Source organism: Acidovorax sp. GW823-FHT05D11 (genome assembly GCF_058795695.1).
Map to the genome: position 1 here is coordinate 4,225,962 of NZ_CM179502.1, position 24,276 is coordinate 4,250,237.

19 protein-coding genes, 1 tRNA gene and 1 pseudogene are annotated in these 24,276 nt (G+C 68.8%); 14 read left to right on the forward strand and 7 right to left on the reverse strand.

What is annotated here, in order from left to right; all coding sequences use genetic code 11:
• Window positions 1–57: 57 nt before the first annotated feature.
• Complete coding sequence (locus tag AC3RCE_RS19435; RefSeq protein WP_369643118.1) at window positions 58–1,248, reverse strand: methyl-accepting chemotaxis protein; 1,191 nt, start codon at window positions 1,246–1,248, stop codon at window positions 58–60.
• A gap of 225 nt (window positions 1,249–1,473) precedes the next feature.
• On the opposite strand from AC3RCE_RS19435, the gene AC3RCE_RS19440 reads away from it, so the two are divergent.
• The 8 genes and pseudogenes from AC3RCE_RS19440 to AC3RCE_RS19475 all read left to right on the forward strand — a co-directional run bounded on the left by AC3RCE_RS19440 (window position 1,474) and on the right by AC3RCE_RS19475 (window position 10,080).
• Window positions 1,474–2,142: a site-2 protease family protein gene (locus AC3RCE_RS19440; RefSeq protein ID WP_218295780.1), complete on the forward strand. Its 669-nt coding sequence runs from the start codon at window positions 1,474–1,476 to the stop codon at window positions 2,140–2,142.
• Window positions 2,143–2,178: 36 nt separating this feature from the next.
• Window positions 2,179–3,483, forward strand: a complete 1,305-nt coding sequence (locus tag AC3RCE_RS19445; protein WP_492253729.1) for a tryptophan--tRNA ligase — start codon at window positions 2,179–2,181, stop codon at window positions 3,481–3,483.
• A 196-nt stretch (window positions 3,484–3,679) separates the two neighbouring features.
• Complete coding sequence (locus tag AC3RCE_RS19450) at window positions 3,680–3,940, forward strand: hypothetical protein (protein WP_218295782.1); 261 nt, start codon at window positions 3,680–3,682, stop codon at window positions 3,938–3,940.
• Between the two features lie 167 nt (window positions 3,941–4,107).
• Complete coding sequence (locus AC3RCE_RS19455) at window positions 4,108–5,034, forward strand: formylglycine-generating enzyme family protein (protein ID WP_218295839.1); 927 nt, start codon at window positions 4,108–4,110, stop codon at window positions 5,032–5,034.
• Between the two features lie 140 nt (window positions 5,035–5,174).
• The gene (locus AC3RCE_RS19460) at window positions 5,175–5,873 is read left to right on the forward strand and encodes a response regulator transcription factor (RefSeq protein ID WP_218295783.1); all 699 of its coding nucleotides are present in this window, start codon (window positions 5,175–5,177) and stop codon (window positions 5,871–5,873) included.
• A 398-nt stretch (window positions 5,874–6,271) separates the two neighbouring features.
• Window positions 6,272–6,592, forward strand: a pseudogene (locus AC3RCE_RS19465) (FecR domain-containing protein); the annotation flags it as partial.
• Between the two features lie 203 nt (window positions 6,593–6,795).
• Window positions 6,796–7,686: a hypothetical protein gene (locus AC3RCE_RS19470; RefSeq protein ID WP_492253730.1), complete on the forward strand. Its 891-nt coding sequence runs from the start codon at window positions 6,796–6,798 to the stop codon at window positions 7,684–7,686.
• Between the two features lie 63 nt (window positions 7,687–7,749).
• On the forward strand, window positions 7,750–10,080 hold the full coding sequence (locus tag AC3RCE_RS19475) for a CHASE2 domain-containing protein (RefSeq protein ID WP_492253731.1): 2,331 nt from the start codon (window positions 7,750–7,752) through the stop codon (window positions 10,078–10,080).
• A 200-nt stretch (window positions 10,081–10,280) separates the two neighbouring features.
• Here the strand turns inward: AC3RCE_RS19475 and AC3RCE_RS19480 are convergent, their stop codons facing one another.
• A complete protein-coding gene (locus AC3RCE_RS19480; RefSeq protein WP_255594758.1) occupies window positions 10,281–11,876 on the reverse strand; it encodes an MASE4 domain-containing protein in 1,596 nt (531 codons plus the stop codon).
• A 413-nt stretch (window positions 11,877–12,289) separates the two neighbouring features.
• On the opposite strand from AC3RCE_RS19480, the gene AC3RCE_RS19485 reads away from it, so the two are divergent.
• From AC3RCE_RS19485 to AC3RCE_RS19500, 4 genes are all read left to right on the forward strand, one after another.
• Entirely contained in the window at window positions 12,290–13,702 is a 1,413-nt protein-coding gene (locus tag AC3RCE_RS19485; RefSeq protein ID WP_492253732.1) for a glycosyltransferase family 2 protein, read from the forward strand.
• Window positions 13,699–14,592 (forward strand): hypothetical protein, encoded by an 894-nt coding sequence (locus AC3RCE_RS19490; RefSeq protein ID WP_218295787.1) that lies wholly within the window; start codon window positions 13,699–13,701, stop codon window positions 14,590–14,592. The genes AC3RCE_RS19485 and AC3RCE_RS19490 overlap by 4 nt, the downstream gene beginning before the upstream one ends.
• A gap of 145 nt (window positions 14,593–14,737) precedes the next feature.
• A complete protein-coding gene (locus AC3RCE_RS19495; protein WP_369643122.1) occupies window positions 14,738–16,051 on the forward strand; it encodes an IPTL-CTERM sorting domain-containing protein in 1,314 nt (437 codons plus the stop codon).
• A 214-nt stretch (window positions 16,052–16,265) separates the two neighbouring features.
• Window positions 16,266–16,355 (forward strand) — tRNA-Ser (locus AC3RCE_RS19500).
• A gap of 225 nt (window positions 16,356–16,580) precedes the next feature.
• On the opposite strand, the gene AC3RCE_RS19505 is transcribed toward AC3RCE_RS19500, so the two are convergent.
• Window positions 16,581–17,834 carry an alpha-hydroxy acid oxidase gene (locus AC3RCE_RS19505; protein WP_492253733.1) on the reverse strand — a complete coding sequence of 418 codons (1,254 nt, stop codon included), beginning with the start codon at window positions 17,832–17,834 and terminating at the stop codon, window positions 16,581–16,583.
• 116 nt (window positions 17,835–17,950) lie between these two features.
• On the opposite strand from AC3RCE_RS19505, the gene AC3RCE_RS19510 reads away from it, so the two are divergent.
• The gene (locus AC3RCE_RS19510; RefSeq protein WP_492253734.1) at window positions 17,951–18,880 is read left to right on the forward strand and encodes a LysR family transcriptional regulator; all 930 of its coding nucleotides are present in this window, start codon (window positions 17,951–17,953) and stop codon (window positions 18,878–18,880) included.
• On the opposite strand, the gene mnmH is transcribed toward AC3RCE_RS19510, so the two are convergent.
• The 4 genes from mnmH to AC3RCE_RS19530 all read right to left on the reverse strand — a co-directional run bounded on the left by mnmH (window position 18,838) and on the right by AC3RCE_RS19530 (window position 23,356).
• Window positions 18,838–19,953, reverse strand: coding sequence for a tRNA 2-selenouridine(34) synthase MnmH (gene mnmH, locus AC3RCE_RS19515; RefSeq protein WP_492253735.1), 1,116 nt, complete (start codon window positions 19,951–19,953; stop codon window positions 18,838–18,840). The two genes, AC3RCE_RS19510 and mnmH, sit on opposite strands and share 43 nt — an antisense overlap.
• A complete protein-coding gene (gene selD / locus AC3RCE_RS19520) occupies window positions 19,953–20,993 on the reverse strand; it encodes a selenide, water dikinase SelD (protein ID WP_492255413.1) in 1,041 nt (346 codons plus the stop codon). Before selD ends, mnmH begins: the two co-directional genes overlap by 1 nt.
• A gap of 63 nt (window positions 20,994–21,056) precedes the next feature.
• On the reverse strand, window positions 21,057–22,379 hold the full coding sequence (serS, locus tag AC3RCE_RS19525) for a serine--tRNA ligase (protein WP_492253736.1): 1,323 nt from the start codon (window positions 22,377–22,379) through the stop codon (window positions 21,057–21,059).
• Window positions 22,380–22,411: 32 nt separating this feature from the next.
• Entirely contained in the window at window positions 22,412–23,356 is a 945-nt protein-coding gene (locus AC3RCE_RS19530) for a threonine/serine dehydratase (protein WP_369643143.1), read from the reverse strand.
• A gap of 166 nt (window positions 23,357–23,522) precedes the next feature.
• On the opposite strand from AC3RCE_RS19530, the gene AC3RCE_RS19535 reads away from it, so the two are divergent.
• Entirely contained in the window at window positions 23,523–24,218 is a 696-nt protein-coding gene (locus tag AC3RCE_RS19535; RefSeq protein WP_218298104.1) for a CBS domain-containing protein, read from the forward strand.
• The last annotated feature ends 58 nt before the right edge of the window (window positions 24,219–24,276 follow it).

Below are 24,276 nucleotides of genomic sequence, written 5' to 3' on the forward strand. Positions count from 1 at the left end.
TCCGCCAGGCCACCGGTGGCGTCCCCCTGAGGGGGAAGCGGCGCCGCCGCTCAGGGGCTACAGCTTGAACGCACCCACGGCCTGCTCCAGGTCCCGGGCCTGCGCGGTGAGCGAGGTCGCGGTGGACACGGCGCTCTGAACCAGCGCGGCCGTTTCCTGCGTGGAGCCATCCATGTGCGACACCGCCACATTCACGTGGCTGATGGCCTCGCTCTGCTCGCGCAGGGCGATGGAGATTTCCCCCAGCAGCGCGCTCACCTGGCCCACGGCGGTCACGATTTCGGCCATGGTCTTGCCAGCCTTGCCCACCTGGCCGGCGCCGCTCTCCACCTGCTCCACCGACGCGCTGATGAGCGCCTTGATCTCGCGCGCGGCGACCGCGCTGCGCTGGGCCAGGTTGCGCACCTCGCTGGCCACCACCGCGAAGCCCCGGCCCTGCTCGCCCGCGCGGGCGGCCTCCACGGCGGCGTTCAGCGCCAGGATGTTGGTCTGGAAGGCAATGCCTTCGATGACCTGGATGATGTCCACGATCTTGCGCGAGCTGCCGCTGATGGCCTGCATGGTCTGCACCACCTCGCCCACCACGGTGCCGCCGTGCTCGGCGATGGCCGAGGCCTTGACGGCCAGGCCGCTGGCGGAATGGGCGCGCTCGGCGTTCTGGCGCACGGTGGCGGTCAGTTGCTCCATGCTGGCCGCCGTTTCGGTCAGGGAGGACACCTGGTCCTCCGCACGGCGGGACAGGTCGGTGTTCCCATGGTCGATGTTCACCGCGGAGGCGCTGATGGCATCCGCATCCTGCTTGATGCGCGACACCAGGTCGGTCAGCGTGTCTTCCATGGTGCCCAGCGCCCCCAGCAGCCGGCCGAAGTCCCCTTCCAGGTCCGAACTGAATTCCTGGCTCAGGTCGCCCGAGGCCACGGTTTCGGCGATCAGGATGGCCTGGTTGAGCGGGCTGACAATGCCGCTGCGCAGCGTGAGAAAAGCCACCAGCGAGAGCGCGAACACCGCCAGCCCGCCGCCCACGATCCAGCCGCGCGCGCCTTGCAGGTGCTCCTGCGCCTGCGTGGCCTTGGCCGTGCGCTCACCGTCCGCGGCGGCGTTGCTGGCCGTGGACACCGCGCCGCGGTAGGCGTCTTCGGCCCGGCCGATCCTGGACATCGCCATGCCCATGGTCAGCGCCACCAGCAGGGCGATGCCCCCGAACGCAAGAATGAGGCGGGTTCCGATTTTGAGGTGATCCAAGGGCACGGGAATGTCTCCGAAAGGGGTCTGCGTAGTATGAGTGTGGGCCAGAGCGCAAGAAAAGGGCTGGACGCGAGCCCAACAGATGCAATTCGTTACGCCATGCCACATGCTATCAACGATTTGTCCGCCACTCCCGATCTTGTCGTACCACTGGCCGCCACGCTGCCCGGCCGGCCCCTCCTCCCGCGCGGCCCGGGACCCATGCCACGCGTCTGAGACAATCGACAGGTGGACATCTCCAATCTCATCCAAACCGTTCTGATCTACGCCCTGCCGGTGCTGTTCGCCATCACCGTGCACGAGGCAGCCCATGGCTACGCCGCGCGCCACTTTGGCGACAACACCGCGTACATGATGGGCCGGATCACCCTCAACCCGCTCAAGCACATCGATCCGGTCGGCACCATCCTGATGCCGCTGCTGCTGTACTTCGCGACCTCGGGGGCCTTCCTGTTCGGCTATGCCAAGCCCGTGCCGGTCAACTTCGGCAACCTGCGCAACCCCAAGAAGCACATGGTGTGGGTGGCGCTGGCGGGGCCCGCCTCCAACTTCATCCAGGCCATCGTCTGGGCCGTGCTGCTGGTGTCCCTGGTGGGCTTTGGCGTGGACGAGCGCTTCTTCATCGAAATGGCCCGCGCCGGGGTGCTGGTCAACCTGGTGATGTGGGCGTTCAACCTGTTTCCGCTGCCTCCGCTCGACGGCGGGCGCATCCTGGTGGGCCTGCTGCCCTGGAAACAGGCCCACATGGTCTCGCGCATCGAGCCCTGGGGCTTCTTCATCGTGATGGGCCTCGTGATCGCGGGCGTGGTGGGCACGCTGTGGCTGCGCCCGCTGATGTCGCTGGGCTACGGCGCCATCAACCTGCTGCTCACGCCGCTCACCGCCTTGCTGCGCTGATCGCCTTTTCTCCCCCTTTTTGCTGACACCGTCTCCATGAGCACCACGCGCTTTCTCACCGGCATCACCACCACGGGCACGCCCCACCTGGGCAACTTCGTGGGTTCCATCCGCCCGTCCGTGGCCGCCAGCCTCACGCCCGGCGTGCAGAGCTTCTACTTCCTGGCCGACTACCACGCGCTCATCAAGTGCGAAGACCCGGCGCGCATCCAGCGCTCCACGCTGGAGATCGCGGCCAGCTGGCTGGCCGCAGGGCTGAACCCCGAGAAGGTCACGTTCTACCGCCAGTCCGACATCCCCGAGATCCCTGAACTCACCTGGCTCTTGACCTGCGTGACCGGCAAGGGCGTGCTCAACCGCGCCCACGCCTACAAGGCCAGCGTGGACAAGAACACCGCCGCCGGGCGCGAACAGGACGACGGCGTGACGGCCGGGCTGTTCATGTACCCCGTGCTCATGGGCGCCGACATCCTGATGTTCAAGGCCCACAAGGTGCCCGTGGGCCGCGACCAGATCCAGCACATCGAGATGGCGCGCGACATGGCCGCGAGCTTCAACCACCTGTATGGCGAGCATTTCGTGCTGCCCGAGGCGGCCATCGACGACCATGTGGCCACCCTGCCGGGGCTGGACGGCCGCAAGATGAGCAAGAGCTACGACAACACCATCCCGCTGTTCAGCTCGCGCGAGCAGCTCAAGAAGCTCATCGGCGGCATCCTGACCGATTCGCGCGCGCCCGGCGAGCCCAAGGAGGTCGAAGGCTCCGCGCTGTTCCAGATCTACCAGGCCTTCGCCACGCCCGCGGAGACCGAGGCCCTGCGCAAGGCCTACGCCGACGGCATCGCCTGGGGTGATGCCAAGCACACCCTGTTCGAGCGCGTGGACCAGGTGATCGCCCCCATGCGCGCGCAGTACGAGGAACTCATCCACAACCCCGCGCGCATCGAGCAGACCTTGCTGGCCGGTGCCGAACGCGCCCGTGCGCTGGCCACGCCGTTCATCCGCGAGCTGCGCGCCGCTGTGGGCCTGCGCAGTCTGGCCCAGGCCACGGCAGCGCCCAAGCCCGCCAAGGCCGCGAAGACAGCGCTGCCTTCGTTCAAGCAATACCGCGAAGCCGACGGCAAGTTCTACTTCAAGCTCGTGGATGCAGACGGCCGCCTGCTGCTGCAGAGCACCGGCTTCGATGCGCCCAAGGAAGCCGGCCAGGCCATTGCCCAGCTGCAAAAGGACAGCACGGCGCTGCAAACCCTGGCCCCGCGCCTGGCACCAGTGGACGGCGTGCAGGCCGCCGAGGTGGCTGCCGCCCTGCAGGCCCTGGCCGAGGCAGCCGCTGCGGCGTAAGCCGGGCACTCTGGCCGCGCCTGGGCACTGCAAGGAAATGCTCTTTTTTTCATAGCAATCAAGGCTCATGGTGATTGCGCCCGGGGCCTGAATAGGTAAAAAATGGCGCCGTGCGCCGTGTCTTGACGGCTACGAGCATGCCTGGCGTGCGGGCATGTGCGTAAACTGGGTTCCCTGATCTGCTCGGGAGACTTCCATGAAACTGCTGTGTGCCTCGGTGTCAGTGCTGGCCTTGCTCGCCGGCTGCAATGCGACCAACCCCCATGGCCCCTCGGGTCCCATGGCCTCGGGCCGCGACCGCACTTTCAGTGTGCCGGTCTATGGCCCAGACACCTCCCAGGCCTACGCCGCGGCCAGCCGCGAATGCCAGCGCATGGCCCTGCACGCCAAACTGCTGCGCAACGACGGCTCGCGCCTGGTGTTCGAATGCGTGAGTGAGTTGCAGGACAAGCCTTGAGGCCACGCGCCCGCGCCGCCCCATTGCCGCCGGCATTGCCCGCATTGCCGTCAGTTCGCCGTGGGGCGCTGATAGTGGTGGTGACTGCGCTGCTGGCCGGCTGCCAGCACCCACCGGCAGCGCAGGACGCGCGCCCCGCCACGGCCCCCTGGATCAACAGCCTGGGCATGGCCTTTGTCCGGGTGCCGGCGGGCAGCTTCTGGATGGGTGGCGTCCCGCCGCTCGAGACCCTGGAAAAAGCCTTCCCGCTGCTGGAGCGCCAGCGCTTGACCGACCTGGCAGACGAGTCCCCGGCCCACGAGGTGCACATCACCCGCGCCTTCTACCTGGGCCAGCACGAGGTCACGGTGGGGCAGTTCCGACGCTTTGTCGACGCATCCGGGTACCAGCCCGAGTCCGAGGCGGACGGCACCGGCGGCTATGGCTACAACCCTGCCTACGACCCGGCCACCACGCGGCGCGGCGATGCGTTTGAGGGCCGCGACCCGCGCTATTCGTGGCGCAACCCCGGCTTCGCGCAAGGCCCGGACCACCCGGTCGTCAACGTGACCTGGAACGACGCCCAGGCCCTGGCCCGGTGGCTGAGCCGCACCGAAGGCCACCGCTACCGCCTGCCCACCGAGGCCGAATGGGAGTACGCCTGCCGCGCGGGCACCCGCACCCGCTACCCCCACGGCGATGACCCGCAGGGGCTGCTGCGCACCGCCAATACCTTCGACCAGGAGGCCGCCCCCCTGTGGCCCCGCTGGCGGCAGCACGCGCTGGAGGGCAGCGACGGCCACGCCTTCACCGCGCCCGTGGGCAGCTATGCGCCCAATGCCTTCGGGCTGCACGACATGCTGGGCAATGCCTGGGAATGGGTGTCGGACTGGCACGGGGACACGTACTACGCACAGTCTCCGCACGACGACCCGCAGGGGCCCGACGAAGGCTCGGTGCGCGTGCGCAGGGGAGGCTCGTGGCACACATGGTCGTTCTACGCGCGCTGCGGCTACCGCAACTGGAACAGCCCGCAGACCCGCTACACCCTGGTCGGCATGCGGCTGGTGCGCGAGATTGCTCCAGAGTCCCGCCCCTTGGCCCCCGACCGCTGAACGGCGCCCGCCCCTCCCCGTCCCCGGCGCGCCACAAACCGTCAACAAATGTCAACTTGCTGACGGCACCGCGTGCCCGCCCCCTCGGAGGCGGTGGTTCTCGCAAATAATCCGCAATTGCATTCTCGACGGGGGAAACCATGCGCATAGCCGCGTTGGACGACGATGCGCTCCAGCTGGATCTGATCAAACAGGCCACGGAGGCAATGGGCCATGTCTGCCACACCCATCTCAATGGCGCGGACCTGCTGCGTGAAATGCGCCGCGAAACCTTTGACCTGCTGATCGTGGACTGGCACCTGCCAGACACCACCGGGCCGGAAGTGGTGCGCTGGGTGCGCAAGAACGTGGGCACCCAGTTGCCCATCCTGTTCGTGACGCACCGCCAGGAAGAGCGCGACATCGTCGAAGGCCTGGGCAGCGGCGCGGACGACTTCATGGTCAAGCCCGTGCGCATCGGCGAGCTCAATGCCCGCGTCTCGGCCTTGCTGCGCCGCGCCTATCCGGACAATGCGGGCGGCGTGGTGGAGTTCGGGCGCTACCGCTTCCTGTGCGAGACCCGCTCCATCGAAATCGACGGCGTGCCGGTGGAGCTGAAGAACCGCGAGTACGATCTCGCCCTGTTCCTGTTTCAGAACATGGGCCGGCTGCTGTCGCGCGACCACCTCAAGGACATCATCTGGGGCCAGGTCGCGGATGTGATGTCGCGCTCGCTGGACACCCACATCTCGCGCCTGCGCACCCTGCTGGACCTGCGGCCTTCCAACGGTTTCATCGTCTCGGCGGTCTACGGCGTGGGCTACCGTTTTGAAGCCGTGGAGGCCCAGCGAAGGGCCTGACCCGAACCACCTTCCACGGCCCCCAGAGGGCGCCGTGGCCTGCCCAGCCGCCCGAGGCGGCACAAAGGAGATCTGACTTGGCAACGATGAAAGGGCGCGTCCGCTGGACCCTGGGCGCCACCGCGGCACTCACCCTCGGCTTCCTGGCGAGCCTGGTGCCCCCCCGCGCCGAGGCCCGCTCCGCCACGCCCCAGGGCGACGAGATTCCCCACACCGTGCAGGCAGGGGACACGCTCGAAGGCCTGGCCAGATCCTATCTGGCCGCCCCCCACCAATGGCCGCTGCTGCAGGCCCGCAACAAGGTGGCCAACCCCCGGCGCCTGCAGCCGGGCTCGGTGGTGTGGATTCCGGTGCACCTGCAGCCTTCGGAGCCGGCCACCGTGGAGTTCGTGCACGGCATGGCCACCGGGCAGGCGCGCGCGGATGCCGCGCCGGAGCCCCTTGTGAAGGGCGGCCGGCTCGATGAAGGCTCCGTGGTGCAGGTCGGCCCCGATGCCTTCGTGGCCGTCAAGCTCGCGGATGGCACGGTGGTGCGGGTCCAGGCCCATTCCGAGCTGCAACTGCGGCAGCTGCGCCGGCGAGGGCGCGCGGGCAGCCTGCAATCGGTGCTGGAGATGCGCAGCGGCGCGGTGGAGTCCTCGGTGCCACCCAGCGCCGAGGCGTTTCGCCGCTTCGAGCTGCGCACGCCGCTGGCCGTGACCAGCGTGCGCGGCACCCATTTCAGCGTGGCGATGGGCGACGCCGGCCAGACCACCGCCTCGGTGCAAAGCGGCTCCGTGGCGGTGCAGCCGCGCCCGGACGGGGCCACCGCCGCCCCCGCGCCCACCGGCGCCATGCTCGCGCCGGGCCAGGGCCTGGCCGTGGCGGCCGATGGCACCGTCGGCGCCCCCGGCCCCTGCTGGCGGCGCCCGACACGTCGGGCGTGCCGGCCACGCTGGGGGATGCGGGCCTGCTGGCCATCGACGTGCCCGCGCTGCCCGGCGCGGTCCGCTACGAGGCCCAGGTGGCCCGGGACCCGGATTTCACCCAGGTGCTGCGCCACGGCCGCTTCGCGGACGGCCAGCTGCGCTGGAAAGCCCTGGAAGACGGCAAGTACTACCTGTCCGTGCGCGCACTGGACGATGCGGGCATCCCGGGGCTGCCCGCCGTGCTGCCCTTCGCGATCAAGACGCGCCCCGTGGCGCCGCTGTACCAGCAGCCCGCGCCCGGCGCCGTGGTGGTCAGCGGCACGGGCGAGCTGCTGTGCACCCACGTGCCCGGCGCGCGCTGGTACCGCGTGCAGGTGGCCGGCAGCGCCCAGTTCGCCCAGCCGCTGCTCGATGCGCAGCGCCTGGGCGAGTGCCGCCTGCCCCTGGGTGCCCTGCCCGCGGGCAGCTACTTCTGGCGCGTGGCCAGCCTGCTGGAACTGCCCGATGGCCAGGCCGACCAGGGGCCGTTTGCACCGCCCCAGCCCTTCATGGTGGCGGACCGCCCCGCCACCCTGTCCCTGCAGTCGGTGCAGGCACAGGAAGGCGACACCGACGTGCGCCTGCACTGGCCTGCGCTGCCCGGCCAGCGATTCCGCCTGCAGCTGGCCGGTGCCGGTGACCTCGCATTCGACAAGCTCGTGCTCGACACCCTGCTCGATGCTCCCGAATGGCGGGCCGGCAACCTGCCCGCGGGCAGCTACCTGGTGCGCATCCAGGTGCAGGATTCCACGGGCCTGCAAAGCGACTTCTCGCCGCCACGCCAGATCCGGGTGGGTTCAGGGGTCAGCACGGGCACCGGCCTGCCGGTCTCCACATCGAATGGCCAGCCCGTGGGGCGGCCTTGAGAGCCCGCCCGCGCCCCAGCCCGGCACCGCGCCCGCAGCCCAGGGCACGGAGAGGCTGAGCCGATGCGGACCGCCGGACGGACCCGGGGCCAGCAGCGGCGCCTGGAATGGAGCCTCCTGTCCATCGCCCTGCTGGGGCTGGTGGCGTGGCTCAGCACCGCCGACAGCCTGAGCCGGGTGAACCACCTGGTGCAGGACGCCGGCCTGCGCCTGATCTCCCGCCCCGCGCACCCCGACATCGTGATCGTGGCCATCGACGACCCCAGCATCGCGGCGATCGGCCGCTGGCCCTGGCGGCGGGCGCTGCACGCGGAACTGATCGCACGGGTGTCGGCCCAGCAGCCCCGCGCCATCGGCATGGACGTGCTCTTCAACGAGGAGGACCTGGACTACCCCGGCGACGACGTGCTGCTGGCCGACGCCATGCAGCGCAGCGGGCGCGTGGTGCTGCCGGTGCTGCGGCGCGGCCATGGCCCGGCCGCCGACACGGCCGACCTGCCCTGGCCCGCGTTCGCGGATGCCGCGGCCCGCCTGGGCCACGTGCACGTGGTGCCGGACAACGACGGCGTGGTGCGCAGCCTGTACCTGCAGGAGGGGCCGGCCGCGGCGCCCTGGCCCCACTTCAGCATGGCGCTGCAGTGCGTGGCGGACCCCGCCCTGGCGCACTGCGCCGCCCCGCGCGCCGGGCCGGGGAACGCCGAGCCCGCGCGCATGGCGGCCCCCGGCCCATGGCAACGCGCCGACCGCACCCTGATTGCCTACGCTGGCGGACCGGGCCACTTCACCACCTACTCGTACATCGCCGTCTTGCGCGGCCAGGTCCCCGCGGATGCGTTTCGCGGCAAGTACGTGCTCGTGGGCGCGGCCGCCGCCGGCCTGGGCGACATGTTTGCCACCCCCATGAGCCAGCAGTCGCGGCTCATGCCCGGCGTGGAGGTGGTGGCCCAGGTGCTGGACGGCCGCCTCTCGGGCGTGCGGATCCAGCCAGCCGCCCCCGCCCTCAACACCTTGTTCAACCTGGCCCCGGTGGCGGGCGCGCTGCTGGCCCTGCTGCTGGTGGGGCCGTTCATCGCGCTGCTCACCAGCGCGGGGCTGGGGGTGGCCACCCTGCTGCTGAGCGTGGCCCTGCCCTGGTGGGTGGGCCTGCAGTTCGCGCCCGCCGCGGCACTGACCGGGCTCGTGCTGGCCTACCCCCTGTGGAGCTGGCGCCGCCTGAGCGCGGCCGCCCACTTCCTGCGGCTGGAAATGGAGCGCCTGCAGCGCGACGGCCTGTCGATGCGGCTGCAGCCCCGCACGGGCGATTCGGGCGATTTCCTGGAAAAACGCATCAACGCCGTGGAGCGCGCATCCCGCCAGCTGCGCGACCTGCACCACTTCGTGAGCGAGAGCCTGCAACAGCTGCCCTCGCCCACCATCGTCTGCGACCCCCAGGGGCGGATCCTGCTCACCAACGTGGCAGCGCGCCGCCATGTGGGCGGAGACCCGCTGGTGCCGCTGCAGGGGCAGTCCGTGGTCGACCTGCTTCAGGACCTGGTGCAGACCGGCACCGGGCAGCCGCTCATCACGCAGGACAAGCTGCTCAACCAGTGCATGCCCGAACAAAGCGAAGGCAGCGACGCCCAGGGCCGCAGCCTGCTGGTGCAGTGCAGGCCCTTCACCGACCTGGCCAAGGCGGGCTGGCTGATGACGCTGGTGGACCTCACCGAGATGCGGCGCGCACAGCTGCAGCGCGACCAGGCGATGAACTTCATCTCGCACGACATCCGCACCCCCAATGCCTCCATCCTGACGCTGCTGGAAATGCAGCGTGCCTACCCCGGCCGCATGCCGGGCGACGAGCTGATGCTGCGCATCGAGCGCTATGCGCGCGCGTCCCTGGGCATGGCGGAAAACTTCGTGAAGCTGGCCAGCGCCGAGACGCAGGAATACCGGATGGCCTCCCTGGACCTGGTGGCGGCGCTGGCCGAAACGGTCGACGACATCTGGGCCCTGGCCCGCGACCGTGGCGTGGAGGTCACCATCGCCGCCGCGCCGGAGACCGCCCCCGCCGTGGGCGACCGCGCCATGCTGTGCCGCGCGCTGGCCAACGTTCTGCACAACGCCGTCAAGTTCAGCCCCGAAGAAGGCGTGGTGCAGTGCTCCATCGTGCAGCGGGGCCGCCATTGGGTCGTGTCGGTGCGCGACGAAGGCCCCGGCATCGCCCCGGAACTGCAGGGCCAGCTGTTCGCGCCGTTTCGCCGGCTGCATGACCGCAGCCACCCCGCCATCGGAGGCGTGGGGCTCGGGCTGGCGCTGGTGCACACGGTGATCCAGCGCCACGGGGGGACACTGGAAGTGGACAGCGATGCGGGGCGCGGGGCGGAGTTCAGGCTGGTGCTGCCGCTGCGGGCATGATGACCGATGCAGGCCGGCAACCCGGAGGTTGCCAGGCTCCAGTTTGCTACATATTCAATAGCACATTGCGCTTGTGCATCAAGCGCCATCGGCACGTTTTGCTCCTGCTTGCCAGCCTCTTCCCCGGCGCATCCGCCACCTGCCAGTTTCTGGGCTGGGCACGCCGCGCCGCGCATACAGGGCCGCGGGAGGGGCTTTCTTCAGCCCGTGGCCCCGGCATCCTGCGGTGTCGGCGCCTGGGGCAGAGAAAAGCTGAAGGTGGCGCCCGCGTTCAATGCGCCGAGAGCCCACACGCGCCCCCCATGCCGCACCACGATCCGCTGCACAAAAGCCAGGCCCACCCCCGTGCCAGGGAACTCCTCGGCGGTGTGCAGCCGCTGGAACAGTTCAAACAGCCGGTCCACCCTGGCCATGTCGAACCCGATGCCCTGGTCGGCCACCTGGTAGACACATTCACCGCCGTCCCCGCTGCCGGAAATCTGGATGTGCGCGCCCTGCGGGCCGCTGTACTTGACCGCATTGGAGATCAGGTTCACCCACACCTGCCGGAGCAGGGCCCGGTCGCCCCAGCCTTCCGGCAGCGGCGCCACCGCGAACGCGGCATCGCGCCCCGGTCCGGTGTGCCGCACGTCCGCGATGACCTGCTCGACCAGGGCATTCATGTCGACGCGGGCAGGGTGCATGGGCTGGCGCCCCAGGCGTGCGAAATCCAGCAGGTCGCGGATCAACTGCCCCATCTTTCGCGCGCTGTCGTCGATCACCTTGAGCATCCGCCGCGTTTCCGCATCCTGGTGGCTGTCGGAACGCTCGAGCAGCATGCCCGCGAACCCCTGAATCACGCGGACGGGCGCCTGCAGATCGTGCGATATGGAATAGGAGAAGGCATCCAGCTCCCGGTTTTTCTCCACCAGTTCCGCCGCCTGGGTCTGGATCTGCCGCCGCTTTTCTCGCTCCGCCTGGTAGGCCGCCGCCAGCCTTGCGTGGAGCATCGTGTTCTCCACCAGAAGCACCGCCAGCAGCGCCGTGGAGGCCATCAGCCCGTACAGGCGTCCGGCGTAGAAACCCAGGTCGAAGCGTCCGCCGTTGAGCACGGCGGAGAGCGCGATGTCAAACAGCCACGCGCACATGGTGACCACGAGCAAGAGGTCCAGCACCACCAGCGGCCTGCGCCGCAGGAGCAGCAGCAGCGCGACCACGCTGACGCCCCAGACGGTGGTGACGACGGCCAGCATGGTCGGCGTGTACCGGCTGCCCTGCATGATCGGTGGCAGCAGCGACTGCCCCACGGTCGCCAGCGCAGTGAGGGCTGCCACGGCCGCCAGCACGGCGGCCACGCTGATCGCGGTGGAAAAAAGAAAACCCGCTTGCGCGGGCGCGGCTTCGGGCTGACTGGCCGCCGCTGGCTTGCTCAGCGCGTACCCAATCACCGCCGCCGGGAACCCGGCGTGCCAGAACATGTACAGCCAGGCAGTGCTCTGCGGCCCCGCGCCCAGCCAGCCGCCCTCGGCGACCAGGCCCGGAAACGTGAGCGCGTGCGCGACCGCCACCAGGGCCGTGAACAGGTACCCGCAGGCCAGAACGCGCAGGCCCGCATGCCCCAGGATGCGGTACTGGCCCCACAGCATGACCGCGGTGATCAGATCGCTCAGCACCAGGGCGGATTGATAGGCGGGGATGAACGCGCCCATCTTTGGCAGGGGCAGCTTGGCGAAGGGCATGGCCGCCAGAAACAGCACGGCCGACACGACAACGGCGCCCAGGGCCCAGCGCCGTCCCACGGGGCCCGCGGGTGCCATTGCCAAGAAAATCGGTCGCTCTGGAGTGGTTGCCTCGGTGCCCATGGTGGTTTTTGCACACGTCGAATGCCGCAGAAACGCCAGGAAAATCCCTGCCCGGCGGCGCGGCGCCCCATGCCCGGACAAGGTCCATCATGGCCCAAGGCGCCCAGAGTGCAAAGAAAAAGCGCTCTGTACGGACCCGGGGTTCCGCACAGAGCCCTGCACCGCGCGGGCACGCGCCCGGCGCGCCCGCACAGTTGCTTTTGCGCCCGCTGGGCGGCCTGCAGGGCCATTGCGGTTGACGCGCATCCACGCCAGCAGCAAAATTCGTACACCACAGTTTCAATTTTTTACAAATACGCACCTGCTTGTGACCTGGGCCGCGCCCCACCCGCCTGCCCCCGACTACAGCCCACAAGGCGAGTTTCCCGATGACGCGCAACCTCCAGACAAGCCCTGCGGCCCTGCCCACGCTCGAACCGCAGCGCGCGGCCAGCCCCGCAAGCACATCGTCGCCAGCCCCAGCAGCCACGAAGTGGGCACGGCCGTACCTGTCGGTGCGGTGGAAATTTGCGTTCGCATTGTTCGCCGGAGTGGTGTGGATGGCTTTTTCCATCTATGCCGCGGATGCCTGGGTGCACGATCTGGCGCGGGTCATCAGCCCGTGGGCGGCCTACCCGGTGATCTACGGCATCGCGGTGGTGCCGGGCTTCATGAACGCATTCCTGGTGGTCAGCCTGTTGCTGGACCGGCGCCCCGCGGCAAGACACTCCAGCGCGCGCCTGCCGGGAATCACCATCCTCGTGGCGGCCTACAACGAGGAGGAAAGCATCGTCTCCACGATCGAGAGCATCTCGCGCCAGGAATACGAGGGGCCGTTGCAGGTCGTGGTGATCAATGATGGCTCGAAGGATTCCACCGCCGAAAAGCTCGCGGGCCTGGACTATCCGTGGCTGCAGGTGCTCAACCTTGAACACAACGTGGGCAAGGCCAACGCGCTCAACGCCGGCCTGGCCCTGGTCCGCCACCACCTGACCATCACCGTCGACGGGGACTCCTACCTTCACCACAGCGCGCTGCACAACCTGGTGCGCCGCTACATGAGCGATCCGCCCAACACCCGCGCCGTGGCAGGCGCGGTACTCGTGCGCAATTCCCGCAAGAACATGGTCACGGCCATTCAGGAATGGGACTACTTCCATGGCATTGCCGCCATCAAGCGCCTGCAGAGCCTGTACCAGGGCACCCTCGTGGCCCAAGGCGCGTTTTCCGTGTACGACACGGCCATCCTTCGCGAACTCGGCGGATGGGCCCATACGGTGGGTGAAGACATCGTGCTCACATGGGCGATCCTGGAGCGCGGACATCGCGTCGGCTTCGCGGAGAACGCCTGCCTTTTCACGAACGCACCCGATACCTGGCTGCAGTTCATCCGCCAGCGCCAGCGCTGGTCGCGAGGGCTCATCGAAGCCTTCAAATCGCACTGGCGCCTGCTGTTCAAGCCGCGCATGACCACCTTGTTCATCTGGTGGAACCTGCTGTTCCCCTACATGGATCTGGTCTATACGTTCGCCTTCGTTCCAGGCCTCGTGCTGGCGCTGTTTGGCGTGTACTGGATCGCGGGGCCCATGACGCTGCTGGTGCTGCCGCTCGCTATGATCGTCAACTACCTCATGTTCACCGTCCAGGCCAAGATGTTCACCGAACAGGGGCTCAAGGTCCGCCGCAACGTGCTGGGGTTTATCTTCTACGCCTTGTTTTACAGCGTGGTGCTGCAGCCCGCATGCGTGCTGGGCTACATCAAGGAACTGGTCAGCCGGTCAAAGAATTGGGGTACGAAATGAAGGGGCGTTTCATTGGCGCGCTGGCGGTGCTCTGTGCCTGCGGCGTGCAGGCACAGTCGGTTTCGGGCTCGTTCTTCGCCAGCCGCGATTCAGACGACTTCCATGAAAGCAGGCAGACGCTGGGCTATGCGAATGCCGCTGGCTGGGGCCTGCGCGCCGGAGCCCTGCGCTACACGGCGCCGGGTTGGGCGGCCAGCGGCAGCCTCGCGGCAGGCACCTACAAGCAAACCAGCAAGGAACGCACCATCGACGCCAGTCTGGGCGCCGCCCGCGTGGCGGGCACCAGCTACCTCGTGGGGGGGCTCGACTACATGGAGCGGCTGACCCCTTCCACGGCGCTGGGAGTGAGCGTGGAAAGAGACCTGGTGAACTCCATCCGAGGCATCGAGAACGGCACGCATTTCACAGCCCTGGCACTGGTTCTCGACCACGCCTTCACCGAGCGATTCAACGTCGGGGTAGCGGCAGGCACGGCGCTGTTCTCCAACGACAACAACCGCCCGATACTGCGCACCCGCTGGAACTACTCGCTGGACGAACGCTATGGGCTCAATGCCTACATAAAAACGCGCAGCTACCACAACACCAACGCCTACCGGCCAGAGTACTTCTCCCCAGAGCGGCTGCATGAGGCATCGGCGGGCCTGTCGTCGCGGTTCGAGGTGGCGCAGGTGGTGGTGCTGAGCGCCAGCATCGATGCCGGCCAGCAGCGCGTCGATGGCGCGTCGGAGCCGATATGGCGGGGCGCCATCGGCCTCGCATCACGGCGCAGCAGCCCGGTCCAGTGGTTTGTCGGCATCGAGGCCAGCAACACGGCGCCCTTGTTCTCCGGCCAGGCCGGGTCATACCGGTACACCAGCGCTTCCGGGCGGGTGAGCCTGCCCTTCTGATCACCGATGAGGCCGGGCACATGCGAGACTCACTGGCCGTGGGGGCGATGCAACTGCAATCGCAGGCGTGTCGCCACAGGTACGCAGGCAGCGTGGATGCGCTGTGTCAAATGAAACGCTTCTTGGACTGTACGGGATCAAAACCATGATGCTCTTTCGCCGCCGCATCGCAGCTCTCCTCGTTCTGGCCGCCGGAGCTTTTCTGTCCTCGGCCTACGCTCAGGATCTGACTGTCTCGAAGAGCCATGCCGGGAGCTTCTTGCAAGGCCAGGTGGGGGCCACCTATACCGTGTCGGTGTCCAATACCGGGGGTGCGCCCAGTGCGGGTGCAGTCACCGTCTCGGACACGGTGCCTGCCGGACTCACTCCCACAGCGGCAGCGGGTGCTGGCTGGGTCTGCAGCATCGTGGCCCAATCTGTCTCATGCACCCGCAGCGATCCGCTCGCCGCTGGCGCAAGCTATCCACCGATCACCTTGACCGTGAATGTGTCGCCGGCAGCGCCCCCGTCCCTGACGAACACCGTGACGGTTGCAGGGGGCGGGGATATCAACTCCTCGAACAATTCCGCATTGGATGTGACAACCATCGGGGCGGGCCCCGATCTTGTGCTCACCAAAGGCCATACAGGCAATTTCACGCAAGGCCAGATTGGCGCCGCATATACATTGACGGTATCCAATACTGGCGGCTCGCCCACCTCAGGCCTCGTGACGCTGACCGATACTGTGCCTGCAGGATTGACACCGACTACCGCTTCAGGAACCGGCTGGACTTGCAACATTGCGGGCCAAACTGCCACATGCACTCGGTCAGATCCCTTGGCATCAGGCGCGAGTTATCCCGTCGTCACCTTGACCGTGAATGTCGCGGCCAATGCGCCAGCGAGCGTGACCAACACTGCTACGGTGACAGGAGGCAGCGATGTGAATGCAGCCAACAACACGGCTACCGATCCTGCGACAGTCATTCCGTTGCTACCGGATCTGACCGTGGCCATGCCGGCCAATGGCCCGTTCAGCCAGGGGCAGACAGGCGCCACCTACACGATCACTGCATCCAATGGCGGAGTGGGCCCGACGAGCGGCGCAGTCACCGTGACCGATGTCCTTCCTCCTGGGCTGAGTGCAACAGCCTTGGCGGGCGCTGGCTGGACCTGCACGCTCGCGACGCTGACCTGCACCCGAAGCGATCCGCTGAGTGCGGGCGCGAGCTATCCCTCCATCACATTGACTGTGGATATCGCGGCCAATGCACCCGCTTCGGTCACCAATGGCGCCCAGGTTTCTGGTGGTGGGGAGACGAATACCGCCAACAACCTTGCCACAGTGGTGACGGCTGTTGCTGTTGTACCCGTGTCGCCAGCCTCCATCCCCACCCTAACCGAGTGGGCCTTGGTTGGCCTGTCCGCACTGCTGGCCATGTTTGGGCTAGCGAGGATGCGGCGCCGCACTGCCTGATAGCCGCTTCGCTCCAGCACCTACCCAGCAGCCTACCCATCGCTCCAGAGTTCAGAGGCTCCCGTCTGGCCGTGGGCCGCACGCTGGTGGCGGTGCTGGAAAACTACCAGCAGGCGGACGGCAGCGCAACGGTGCCCGAGGTACCGCCCCCCTGGGTAGCACTGCCGCGCGAAGGCCCTGAAAACCTTGCTATAATCGCAGGCTTCGACACACAGGAGAGGTGGCAGAGTGGTCGAATGTACCTGACTCGAAATCAGGCGTAGTGGCAACACTACCGTGGGTTCGAATCCCACCCTCTCCGCCACTGATAAGGCCCTGATGCTATTTAATCAATAGCGCAGGGCCTTTTTCTTTTGGTTTGCCGGCACCCCCTGGGCAGCCAGGCAGCCTTTGGGGAATGCAGGACCCACGCCCTGGGCACCCGATCCGCTGCGATCAATTCGCGGGCTGAGGCGGGCCAGACTGCAGCTCCCCCACCACAACGCACCGCAGCCGCACTGACATCGTCGAGCCAGGCCGCAGGCACCCGTCAGGACGCCAGCCCTGGCGAACATTCCTCCCCGGGCCCCCGCCGCCGCACCAGGTGCCAAGGGCCCAGCTCTCCGCAGCTGGTGGCGCCCAGCATGGCAAGGTTGCGGTCCACCTCGTCGCGCAGCAGGGTGATCGCGTGGTGCACTCCCGCCTCGCCGGCGACGGCGGCTGCATAGTTGAACGGGCGCCCCACCAGGACCATGCGCGCGCCCAGCGCGATGGCCTTGAGCACGTCGGAGCCACGCCGGAAGCCGCCGTCGATGAGCACGGGGTAAGCGGGGCCCACGGCGGCCACCACCGCTTCCAGCACGCGCATGGGCGATGCGGCGCCATCGAGCTGGCGGCCGCCGTGGTTGGACAGCACCACGGCGTCGGCCCCGATGCGCTGCGCCTGCAGGGCATCCTCCACGCTCAGCAGGCCCTTCACGACCAGCGGGCCCTTCCAGCGGCGGCGGATGGCTTCGAGGTGAAGCCAACCAAGGTGGTCGCGCGCCGAGAAATCGCGCAGCACCGTGGACGAGACGATGGGAGCGCCGCGCGTGGCGAACGAGTTCTCGAAATGCGGCATGCCATGGCGAAGCAGCGTGCGCAGGAAGGTGCCCGCCACCCAGTGCGGCCGCACGAGGCCATCCCAGGCCAGGCGCAGGCTGGGCTTGAGCGGCGTCGAGAAGCCCGTGCGGATGTTGTTCTCGCGGTTCGCCGAGATCGGTATGTCCACCGTGACGACCAGCGTGCGAAAGCCCGCGCGCTCCACCCGGTCGACCAGTGCGTCGATGCGCACCTGGTCGCCGGGCAGGTAGGCCTGGAACCAGGTGCCCGGGCTGTCGCGGGCCACGTCCTCCATCGGGATCAGCGAGGTGCCGCTCATCACCGAAACAATGCCCGCGCGCCGCGCCGCGCGTGCCAGCACGAGGTCGCCCCGGTAAGTGGAAAGGGCGTTGATGCCCATGGGCGCGATGCCGAACGGGCTGCCGTAGCGCTCGCCAAACAGCTCCACCGCCTGCGAGCGCCCCGACACGTCGCGCAGCACGCGCGTGACGAAGGCGTGCTCGCCGAACACGCCACGGTTGTCGCGCAGCGAGGCATTGTCCTCGGCCGCGCCAGCGATGTAGCCGAAGATGGGCCGGGGCAGGCGGCGGCGCGCGGCCTCCTCGAAATCCTGCAGTGACAGCATGCGGCGCAACACGGCCGGCGCGGGGGGCAAGGGGGCGGGCGCCAGGGCGGCGGGGGCCAGATGGGGGAGGGAGGCCATGGGCACGGGGCTTTCATTGCGTTCAGGAACCGCGCCACTGTAGGTTTGCCATTCAATGAATGAAAGCGAAATATTTAGAATGGATTAATTCTCTTTCTGCCAACAAGGACCCCGCCATGCACACTCCGTCGGTCAAGCAGCTCGAGGCTTTCTGGTGGGCGGCCACCTGCGCCAACTTCGCCACCGCCGCCGGCCGCGTGCACCTGTCCGTGTCCTCGCTGTCCAAGCGCATCACGGAACTGGAGGCCGCGCTGGGGCAGCCGCTGTTTGACCGCAGCGGACACCGCGCCGTGCTCACCGAGGCCGGCACGCGGCTGCTGCCCGCCGCGCTGGATGTGCTCAACGCCGTCGCGGCACTGGACCAGGCACTGGATGCGCGCACAGATCTCGCGGGCCACTGCCGTTTTGGCGTGGGCGACCTCTCGGCCCTCACCTGGCTGCCCGCGTTCGTGGCAGCGGCGCGCCGCGCGCATCCCCGCCTGTCCCTGGAGCCCTGCGTGGACGTGGGTGGCGTGCTCGAGCGCCGCCTGGACGACGGCGAACTCGACTTCGCGGTGATCGCGGGGCGCTCGTCGCGCAGCACGCTGCGCTCGCAGCCCGTGGGGGCTGCGCGCTTCACCTGGGCTGTGGCCGCCGATCTGCCCGGCGCCGGCCGCCTGGGGGCGAAAGCGCTGCTGCAGCAGCATCCGCTGGTCACCCTCCCCCCGGGTGCGGGCACCACGCGGTTGCTCGATGACTGGCTGCTCGCGCACCGCGTTGCGGTGCGCGAGCGCATCCTGTGCAACAGCTGGGGGGCCGTGGCCGGCATGTTGCGCGCGGGGGTGGGCGTGGGCTTTCTGCCCGCGGCCTGGGTCGGCACGCCGGGCTTGCGCGCGCTGGGCGGGCGCACAGCGCTTGCACCCCTGCAGTACGCGTTCCAGTGGCGGCGCGGCGATGCGCGGGCGTTGATACCCGCGATGCAGCGCCTGGCGCAGGCCCAGGTGGATTTTTCGGTGCCGCCGGCCTACGGCGGGGGGCCCGAGGCCACGGAGCGATCGCGCAGGTAGGCCAGCACCGCGCCGAACTCCCCCTGAAACTCGATGCGCCCCGCCCGGCTTTCACGCTGGTAGGCGTACATGGGGTCGTAGTAGTCGCGCAGCAATGCCGCGATCCAGCCACGGTGATGCGCAACATCGCCATGCGCCTTTTGCCGCGCCAGCGCGTGGAGCATCGTTGCGCGCAGCATCTGGTGGCGGTCGCCGCCCAGGCGCCGGGCCAGCTTGTCCAGGCTTTCCAGCAATCGGGCAGAGAACGATTCAAACCCCGCCGCCGGGCCCTGCGCGGCGCAGAACTCGGCGCACTGCCCGACCACGTAGTCCCGCAGGATGCGCTCGACCCGGGCGTCGAAGGCATCCTCGACATGGACCATCGGCGCCTGTTCCAGGCGCAGGCGCAGCTCCAGCGGCACGGCGCAGCGGCCCACATGCCGGCCTTCGTCCTCGACCACGAACAGCCGCTGCCCCGCGGCCCGCTTCTTGAGGATATCGATCGCCAGGCGGTTCTCGAAATCGATCTGGGCCGGCTGGCCGCTGACACGCTGCCCAAAGCTGGACCCGCGGTGGTTGGCGTGCCCTTCCAGATCCAGGCCGTTGGGCAGCTGCGAGATGAGCTCGGTCTTTCCGGTGCCCGTCAGCCCGCCCAGCACGACCAACGGGCATTCGCGCGCCGCCGCCTGGGTGGTCTGCAGCAAAAAGGTGCGCAGGGCCTTGTAGCCGCCGGCCACGCGGGGGTAGGCGATCCCGGCATCGGCCTGCAGCCACTGCTGGACGATCTGGGAACGCAAGCCCCCGCGAAAGCAATACAGCACGCCCTGCGGATGGGCCGCCGCGAACTCCGCCCAGGCCTGGGTGCGTGCGCGCCTGATCTCGCCGGACACCAGCGCATGCCCCAGCGCGATGGCCGCCTGCTGGCCCTGGTGCTTGTAGCAGGTGCCCACCTTCTGGCGTTCGGCATCGTCCATCAAGGGCAGGTTGGCCACGCCCGGAAATGCGCCCTGGACGAACTCCACCGGCGCACGCACGTCCATCAGGGGCACATCGTTCAGGAAGATGTGCCGGTAGTCGGCCAGGGTGTCCAGCATCAGCGCAGCGTGACAGCGAAGGCCTGCCGGGAAGTGAGATGGCCTATGGGCTCCATCTGCGGCAGCCCGGACTCGGCGGCCACCGCGAGGAATTCACGCTCGCCCTGCGGCGCCACCGCGATCAGCAGGCCTCCGCTGGTCTGCGGATCGCACAGCAGCTGCTTTTGCACTTCGTCCAGCGGACCGATCCTGGCGCCATAGCTGTCGAAGTTCCGCAGGGTACCGCCCGGCACGCAGCCCTCGGCCAGGTAGTGCTCCACGCCACGGATGCGCGGCACGGCGTCGTAGTCGATCACGGCGCTCAGGCCACTGCCCTCGGCCATCTCGACCAGGTGGCCCAGCAGGCCAAAGCCCGTGACATCGGTCATGGCCATGACACCCGGCAATTTGCCAAACCGGCTGCCCGGCTTGTTCAGCGTGCACATCAGGTCGCGCGCGCGGCCCACGTCCTGCGGGCGCAGCCGGGCCTTCTTTTCGGCGGTGGTGAGGATTCCGATGCCCAGCGGCTTGGTGAGGTACAGGCGGCAGCCCGCAGTGGCGGTGTCATTGCGCTTGAGGTGGCGTTTTTCCACCACGCCGGTCACGGCCAGCCCGAAGATGGGCTCCGGCGCATCGATGGAATGCCCGCCGGCCAGCGGGATGCCTGCGGCATCACAGACCGCACGCCCGCCGCGCACCACGTCGCGCGCCACCTCGGGCGGTAGCACATTCACCGGCCAGCCCAGGATGGCGATGGCCATCAGCGGGTCCGCGCCCATGGCGTAGATGTCGCTGATGGCGTTGGTCGCCGCGATCCGCCCGAAATCGTAGGGGTCGTCCACGATGGGCATGAAGAAGTCGGTGGTGGAGACCACGCCGCGTTCGCCATCCAGCGCATAGACGGCGGCGTCATCGCGGGAGGCATTGCCCACCCACAGCCGCGGGTCCAGGTTCTGGGCCCCGCTGCCCGCAAGGATCACGTCCAGGACCTTGGGGCTGATCTTGCAGCCGCAGCCCGCCCCATGGCTGTACTGCGTGAGGCGGATGGTGGGGCTGGCCATGGTGTTGTCAGAGGAAGTCATGCTGGATTCTCCCCCGGCGCGCCGTCCCCGTGGCCCGCCCCATCAGGCGGCGGGTGCGAGCACCGCCACGCCGCCCATGTACGGGCGCAGCACCTCTGGCACCTCCACGGAACCGTCGGCGCGCTGGTAGTTCTCGAGCACGGCCACCAGCGTGCGGCCCACGGCCAGGCCGGAGCCATTGAGGGTGTGCAGCAACTCGTTCTTGCCCTGGGCGTTCTTGAAGCGGGCCTGCAGGCGGCGGGCCTGGAAGGCCTCGCAGTTGCTCACCGAGCTGATCTCGCGGTAGGTGTTCTGCGCGGGCAGCCACACTTCCAGGTCATAGGTCTTGGCGGCGCCAAAGCCCATGTCACCCGTGCACAGGCTCATCACGCGGTAGGGCAAGCCGAGCTTTTGCAGCACCGCCTCGGCGTGGCGGGTCATTTCTTCCAGCGCTTCGTAGCTTTTGTCGGGGTGCACGATCTGCACCATCTCGACCTTGTCGAACTGGTGCTGGCGGATCATGCCGCGCGTGTCGCGGCCGTAGCTGCCCGCTTCCGAGCGGAAGCACGGCGTGTGGGCCGTGAGCTTGATGGGCAGCTCGGACTCGGCCACGACCACGTCGCGCACGAAGTTGGTCAGCGGCACTTCGCTGGTGGGAATGAGGTACAGCGCCGCGTTGTCGGGCACGGGCTCGCCGTCCTGGCCGCCCTTCTTGGCCGCGAACAAGTCGCCCTCGAACTTGGGCAGCTGGCCCGTGCCCTTGAGCGAGTCGGCGTTGACGGCATAGGGCACGTAGCACTCGGTGTAGCCATGCTCCTGGGTCTGCACGTCCAGCATGAACTGGGCCAGGGCCCGGTGCAGGCGGGCGATCTGCCCCTTCATCACCGTGAAGCGCGAGCCCGAGAGCTTGACGCCCATGTCGAAATCCAGGCCCAGCGGCGTGCCCACGTCGACGTGGTCCTTGACCTCGAAGGCGAAGCTGGCGGGCGTGCCCCACCGGCGCACTTCGACATTGCCCGACTCGTCCGGGCCCACGGGCACGGATTCGTGCGGCAGGTTGGGCACGGCGACCAGCATGGCCAGCAACTCGGCCTGGACCTGTTCCAGGCGGGCGGCCGATTGCTCCAGCTCCACCTTGCCTGCGGCCACCTGGGCCTTGACGGCTTCGGCGCCGTCCTTGTCGCCCCGGCTCATGAGCATGCCGACCTGCTTGGACAGCTGGGTGCGCTGGGCCTGCAGCTCTTCGGTGCGGGTCTGCAGCGTCTTGCGCTCGGACTCCAGGGCCTGGAACGCGGAGACGTCCAGGAAGGCCTGGGGCTTTTTGCGGGTTTCCAGGCGCGCGATGGCGGTGTCGAGGTCTTTGCGGAGGAGAAGGATGTCAAGCATGGCTGGATTTTAAAGGGGTGGTCGGCCCCGGCTCAGGCGAGGCTGGCGGGGTCGAAGTTGGCGCCGCAGAGAATGAGGGCCACGGTTTCCTGCGGCTGGGGCCGGTAGGCACCCGTCTGCAGGGCCGCCAGGCCCAGCGCGGCGGCGGGTTCCACGGCCAGCTTCAGCTCTTTCCACAGCCACAGCTGGGCGGCGCGGATGGCGTCATCCGGCAGCAGCAGGGCATCGTGCACATGGCGCTGGCTGACCTCCCAGCCAATGGCGCCGATGCGGCGGGCGCCCAAGGAATCAGCAGCCACGCCACCCACCTCCACATCCACCGGCTGGCCTGCGGCGCGCGCGGCATGCAGGGTGGGCGCGCGCTCGGGTTCCAGCGCGACCACGTGGGCGCGGCTCTCCACCCACGCGGCCACACCGCCGATGAGGCCGCCACCGCCCACGCTGACCAGCACCGTGTCGGGCAGGCGGCCGCCCTGCTCTTCCATCTCCAGCGCCAGGGTGCCCGCGCCGGCCACCACTTCGGGCTGGTCGTAGGCGTGGGCCTGCAGGGCGCCCGTGGCCTTCTGGCGGGCCACGCACGCCTCGAAGGCTTGGGAATACGCCGCGCCGGTGACGACCACGTCGGCGCCCAGCGAACGCAGCCGGGCGCGCTTGGCCTCGGGCGAGACTTCGGGCACGAAGACCTCGCAGCGCACGCCCAGGGCCTTGGCGGCGGCCGCCACGGCAATGCCGGCGTTGCCGCCGGAGGCGATGATGACCCCGCTCTCGGGCACGGGGTTGGCCAGCAGGCGGTACAGCATGCCGCGCGCCTTGAAGCTGCCGCCCACCTGCAGGTGCTCCAGCTTGAGCCAGACCTCGCCGCAGTCCACGCCCAGGGATCGGCCCGGCACGCGCATCAGCGGGGTGGTGCGCAGAAAGTCGGGCTGGGCGGTGGAAATGTGGCGGCGGGCTTCGGCGATGGCGGCGCGGTCGATCATGCGGGGAGACTCCAGGGGAAATCGGACAAAGGCAGGCAGTGTAGGGTCTGCCCGCCCGCCCCGCGGCAACACACGGATACACGCTGCCCTCCAATGGCGCCGTGCAAGTGCCGATAACATGGACAGGGTCCGCCGCCTTGGGCGGACACGCCAGCAGGAGGCAAGCATGTTCTTTGTGTTCGGCCCATCGGGGCAGATGTACCGGGGAGGGCCGGAAAACCTCTCGCAGATCTCTGCCGTGCGGCGCGTGCAGCGGCCCCAGGCACTGCGCACGCGCGCGCTGGATGTGCCCGCCGAGCCGTTTCAGTCCCCGGCCCCGCTCCACCCCGCGTTCTCGCCGCCCGCCAACCTGCGCCTGCAGGACGCCGTGAGCGCCTATGCGCAGACCGAGCAGGGGCCCCAGCAGGCACGCCAGCCCCTGACCAAGGTCAGCGATGTCATGACCACGGGCGCCCTGAGCGTGGAGCCCGGGGCGCGCGTGAACGATGCCTGGCAGACCCTGGCCGAGCACAAGGTGGCCCAGGCCCCCGTGGTGGACCCGCTGGGGCGGGTGGTCGGCCTGCTGCTGCGGGCCGACATGGCGCCCCTGGACCTGCTGCCCGAGCCGGGCGCCGTGAAACAGGCGATCGAGCTGGCACGCCGCCCCGTCTCCGAGGTCATGGTGAGCCCCGTGCCCACCGTGGCGGCCGACACCGAGCTGCGCCGCGTGGCCGCCGTGCTGCTCGATACGGGCCTGCCGGGCCTGCCAGTGACGGACGATGCGGGGGTGCTTTCCGGCTTCATCTCGCGCACCGACATCCTGCGCGCGGTGGCGGCCGACCCGCCGCTGGACCTGTGGAGCGGGCCTGCGGTCTCGCTGTAGGCACCGCCGTGGGCCCCGGCCACGGCGGGATTGACTAAAAAAAAGGCCTCAGCGCTTG